Annotated in this window: 3 protein-coding genes and 1 pseudogene; 3 read left to right on the forward strand and 1 reads right to left on the reverse strand. The window is 41.6% G+C overall.

The features are described from left to right. Positions 1-134: 134 nt before the first annotated feature. Positions 135-1,249: pseudogene (locus tag L647_RS01000000123550) on the reverse strand (fatty acid desaturase). Positions 1,250-1,375: 126 nt separating this feature from the next. On the opposite strand from L647_RS01000000123550, the gene fabR reads away from it, so the two are divergent. The 3 genes from fabR to leuB all read left to right on the forward strand — a co-directional run. Beyond that, positions 1,376-1,999 carry an HTH-type transcriptional repressor FabR gene (gene fabR / locus L647_RS0102905; RefSeq protein ID WP_024609861.1) on the forward strand — a complete coding sequence of 208 codons (624 nt, stop codon included), beginning with the start codon at positions 1,376-1,378 and terminating at the stop codon, positions 1,997-1,999. 405 nt (positions 2,000-2,404) lie between these two features. Then, entirely contained in the window at positions 2,405-3,958 is a 1,554-nt protein-coding gene (leuA, locus tag L647_RS0102910; RefSeq protein WP_008171909.1) for a 2-isopropylmalate synthase, read from the forward strand. Continuing rightward, positions 3,955-4,800, forward strand: an 846-nt coding sequence (leuB, locus tag L647_RS0102915; RefSeq protein WP_024609862.1) for a 3-isopropylmalate dehydrogenase, incomplete at its 3' end; no start/stop codon positions are given. The genes leuA and leuB, both read left to right, overlap by 4 nt.

Genomic DNA, 4,800 nt, shown 5'->3' on the forward strand with positions numbered 1-4,800 from the left:
CTTTTTTGTCATTTTTCGAAAGGTTCATGGCGGTACCTTCACCGCCAGGACCCGTGCCAATAATTATTGCGTCATATTGGTATGTCACGGGTACTTTTTTTTGTTCTGGTTGTTTGGCCACTGCCACTCCTAAATTAATTAAAAGAGGCTTTTAATAACCTCGCATTAAGTGCTAGCCATGCTTGCTTTTGATTTTCCCAAGCGGCTTCCAGCTCGTGATATTGTGTCATTAATGCTGACTGTTCGCACTGCTTTGCCATGTTATTTTTTTTAACTTCTAACACTTGTTTTTGTAATGAACAGTAATTTTGCAGTTTTTTCAGCAGTAAATCGTACTCTTGTTGTAATAATGTAAGCTTATCTTGGGCTAAAGGCAATTTTGCAAGACGCGTTTGCGTCCTACTCATTAGCGTTTCGGCCTTTGCTTTTTCGATACGTTCAACAGGTGTGCGCTTTAATTTATTGGCTAAACCAACAGCAGCTAAAGAGCGGATCATCCATTTAGTTGGGTCGTAATGAAACCATTTAATGCCGTTACGGTAGTCACTTGCAAAAATATGGTGAAAGTTATGATAACCCTCGCCGTACGTAAATAACGCTAAAAAGCCGTTATCGCGTGCCGTATTTTTTTCGGTGTATGGGCGAGAACCCCAAATATGTGCAACCGAATTAATAAAAAAGGTAAAATGTTGGCTCAGTACTAAACGTAGTAAACCTGCAAGAATTAACATACCCCACACATCACCAACTAATAAACCAAGTGCAAGCGGCAAGCCTACGTTCATAGCAATAGCAAGCTTTAAGTAGTGCTTGTGTTGCCACATAACGATTTTATTTCGTTGTAAATCACGACAATTAGTATAGTCGTTATAGCTATCGCCTTGGTAGTCACGTAACATCCAGCCAATATGGCTGNGGCGTAAGGGTCTTTTATTGGGTCGTCAACTTGGCCATGGTGTATACGGTGATCGCTACTCCAATGCAGCGCACTGTTTTGCAGTGCAAAAGCACCGCCAAGCGCAAAAATAAATTCAACTGCTGGGTGTGCATTATAAGTTTTGTGTGCCCATAGTCGATGGTAACCAGCAGTAATAGATAGGCCCGCATAAAACATGCAGCCTACAAAAGCAATCCAATGTGCGCTGGTAAATCCGTAGCTAATGCCATACCAAGGAACAAGTGTAATAGCCGCCAAAAAGGTAAGGCTAAAAAATAGGACGTTTGTCCAAATAATCGGTGGTTTATTCATAAGTCTCAATCTCAGCGTACAACTGTAAGCTAAAATAGTATTTCAAACTCTCGTCGTCAAGTATTAGACTGGGGAATTGAGTTAAAATCACTAAATATTCACATAAAATTATTCAGGGAGCTGTTGATGTCGGGTGTTAGAGCGCAACAGAAACAAAAAACACGACAGGCGTTAATTCAAGCGGCATTTAATCAGCTAAGCGCAGATCATAGTTTTTCGAATTTAAGCCTACGGGAAGTGGCGCGAGAAGCAGGTATTGCTCCAACTTCATTTTATCGTCATTTTAAAGACATGAATGAGCTTGGTTTAACCATGGTAGATGAAGCGGGTTTAACCCTTCGTCAACTTATGCGTCAAGCGCGCAGGCGCATAGCAAACGATGGCGGCAGTGTTATAAATACCTCAGTGGTTACTTTTATGGAGTTTATTGATAATTCAAGCAACCAATTTAGATTGTTATTGCGAGAACGCTCTGGTACCTCTAAAGCATTTAGGGCTGCTGTAGCTCGAGAAATTAAACATTTTATTTTAGAGCTTGCCCATTATTTAGAGAGTGAAACTAAGTGCAACGCTATGCATGCATATATTCAGTCAGAGGCCATGGTGACGCTCGTATTTAATGCTGGCGCCGAAGCGCTTGATATAGAAGGGCAGCAGCGCGATGAACTTGTTGAACGTGTTATTTGGCAACTGCGTTACATTACGCGTGGTGCGTCGCATTACGTAAGAGAAAGCACTAAAGAGATATAGTTTAAAATAATAGCAAAAAGCTAATATAAGCACTGTGCTTTACAGTGCTTATTAATTTAAACATTTCATTGATGTATGCTGTAAAAAAAATCTATAAACCACTTCTATTTTGCATAATAAAACCTTTTTGAATCGCTTTTAAATCTATTTATTGGAATTTTTATGCTTGCGCCCAGCGCTTTGTAATGTTAAAAATGGGTTTCGCTGAACACACACACAAGAAAACAAGATGCATATTATTCGTTTAATTACACTAAAACTTAACCTCTTACTGCTATGGCAAGTAAGCGGGGATTAGTGTGTTTGCATCGAGTTGAACACTAAAAACCCCGCAATTGCGGGGTTTTTTTTATCTCGCGGCTGGGATTAATTGAAATTTGGGTAACATAGGAATGAGGGGCAGTTATGCAAGAGCAAGATAAAGTATGGATTTTTGATACCACCTTACGTGATGGCGAACAGGCGCTTAAAGCAAGCCTTACTGAAGATGATAAAATTCAATTAGCACATACAATTAGCCGCTTGAATGTGGATGTGATGGAAGTGGGTTTTCCGGTTTCGAGCCCTGCTGATTTTCGCTCGGTGCAACGTATTGCAACCGAAGTAAAAGGCCCGATTATTTGTGGTTTGGCACGCTCAGTTGCTAAAGACATTGAAGCCTGTGGCGAAGCACTTCGCACAGCTCAGCAAAGCCGTATTCATACTTTTATTGCTACAAGCCCTTTGCACCTTGAACATAAATTACGTATGAGCTTAGACGATGCAACGGCAATGGCTGTTAAATCAATTAAATTGGCACGTAACTATACTGATGATGTTGAATTTTCGTGTGAAGATGCCGGTCGTACGCCGCATTGGGATTTATGTAAAATTGTTGAGCAGGCAATTAATGCCGGAGCTTCAACTATTAACTTGCCAGACACCGTTGGTTTTGTAACGCCAGACGAATACGCCGCTATGATCCGCCATTTAATGAATAACGTGCCAAATATTGATAAAGCGCGCTTAAGTGTGCATTGCCATAACGATTTAGGCCTAGCAGTAGCAAACTCAGTAGCTGCAGTGCAAGCCGGAGCACGTCAAATTGAGTGTACTATTAATGGCATTGGTGAGCGTGCTGGTAACTGCTCGCTTGAAGAAGTGGCGATGATCATGAAAATGCGCCACGACCACTTAAAAGTATATACCGATATTAAAAGTGAAGAAATTTACCGCGCATCTCGCCAAGTGGCTAAAATTTGTAATATGCCAGTACAGCCAAATAAAGCAATTGTTGGCGAAAACGCCTTTGCACATAGTTCTGGCATTCACCAAGACGGTGTATTAAAAGCGCAAAATACTTATGAGATTATGTCGCCAGAAAGCGTTGGTGTGCCAAGCAACCAATTAAATATGACTTCGCGTTCGGGTCGTCATGTTATTGAGCATCGCTTAGAAGAGTTAGGCTATCAAAAATCTGATTACGATATGGATGGCTTATATAAAAGCTTTATCGAATTGGCTGACCAAAAAGGCACAGTATACGATTACGACCTTGAGGCGATGATTTACTTTAATCAAATTAACGACAAAGACGAAAAATACCAATTAGAATTTGTTAACTCAGCCTCTAACTCACAATCGGTAGCAAGTTCTACGATTGGAATGCGAATTGATGGCGAAGCTAAACAAGAGGCCGCGACAGGTAATGGTCCAGTAGAAGCCTCGTTTGCAGCTATTGAGCGCTTAACCGGTATGAGCGTTGAAATGATTGAATATAACTTAGAAGCGACAGGTCAAGGTGCAAGCTCATTAGGCCAAGTAAATATTATAGCTAAATACGATGGTCGACCTTACCACGGTGCGGGCATTGCAGCGGATGTGGTTGAAGCGTCGGTACGCGCCATGATCCGTGTTTATAACTTAATTTATCGTGCACAAAAAGTGTCTGATTTAAAACAACAAAGGAAAGCAGGATGAGTAAAACAAACTACAGCGTTGCAGTATTAGCTGGCGACGGTATTGGTCCAGAAGTAATGGCAGCAGCAGAGCAAGTACTTGATGCTGTGAGCAATAAGTTTGGTTTTACCCTAAACCGCGAGCATTATGCAATTGGCGGTGCAGCCATTGACGAATTTGGTAAAGCATTACCAGAGAGCACGCTTACTGCGTGTGAAAACTCAGACGCTATTTTATTTGGTTCGGTAGGCGGTCCTAAATGGGAAAACTTACCACCAAACGAGCAGCCTGAGCGCGCATCGTTATTGCCGCTTCGTAAGCACTTTGGTTTGTTTTGTAATTTACGCCCTGCACAGTTATTACCTGCATTAAGTGCAGCGTCGCCACTTCGCGCTGATATTAGTGAAAAAGGTTTTGATATTTTGTGCGTGCGCGAACTAACTGGTGGCATTTATTTTGGTGAAAAAGGTCGCAGTGGTGAAGGCGCAGAAGAGTTTGCATTTGATACGCAAACATACTCACGAAAAGAAATTGAACGTATTGCACGCTTTGCTTTTGAAGCGGCAAAACTACGTAGTAACCATGTTACCTCTGTTGATAAAGCAAACGTACTTGCATCAAGCGTACTATGGCGCGAAGTAGTAACCGAAGTAAGCAAAGACTACCCAGAAGTAAGCCTAGATTATATATACGTAGATAACGCCGCTATGCAGTTAGTTAAGCAGCCTAGCCAATTTGATGTATTACTTTGCGATAACTTATTTGGCGATATTTTGTCAGATGAGTGCGCCATGATCACAGGCTCAATGGGCTTATTACCATCGGCAAGCTTGAATCAATCGGGCTTTGGGTTGTACGAGCCA

Origin of the sequence: Pseudoalteromonas sp. TB64 (assembly GCF_000498095.1) — a bacterium.
Taxonomy (GTDB): Bacteria; Pseudomonadota; Gammaproteobacteria; order Enterobacterales; family Alteromonadaceae; genus Pseudoalteromonas.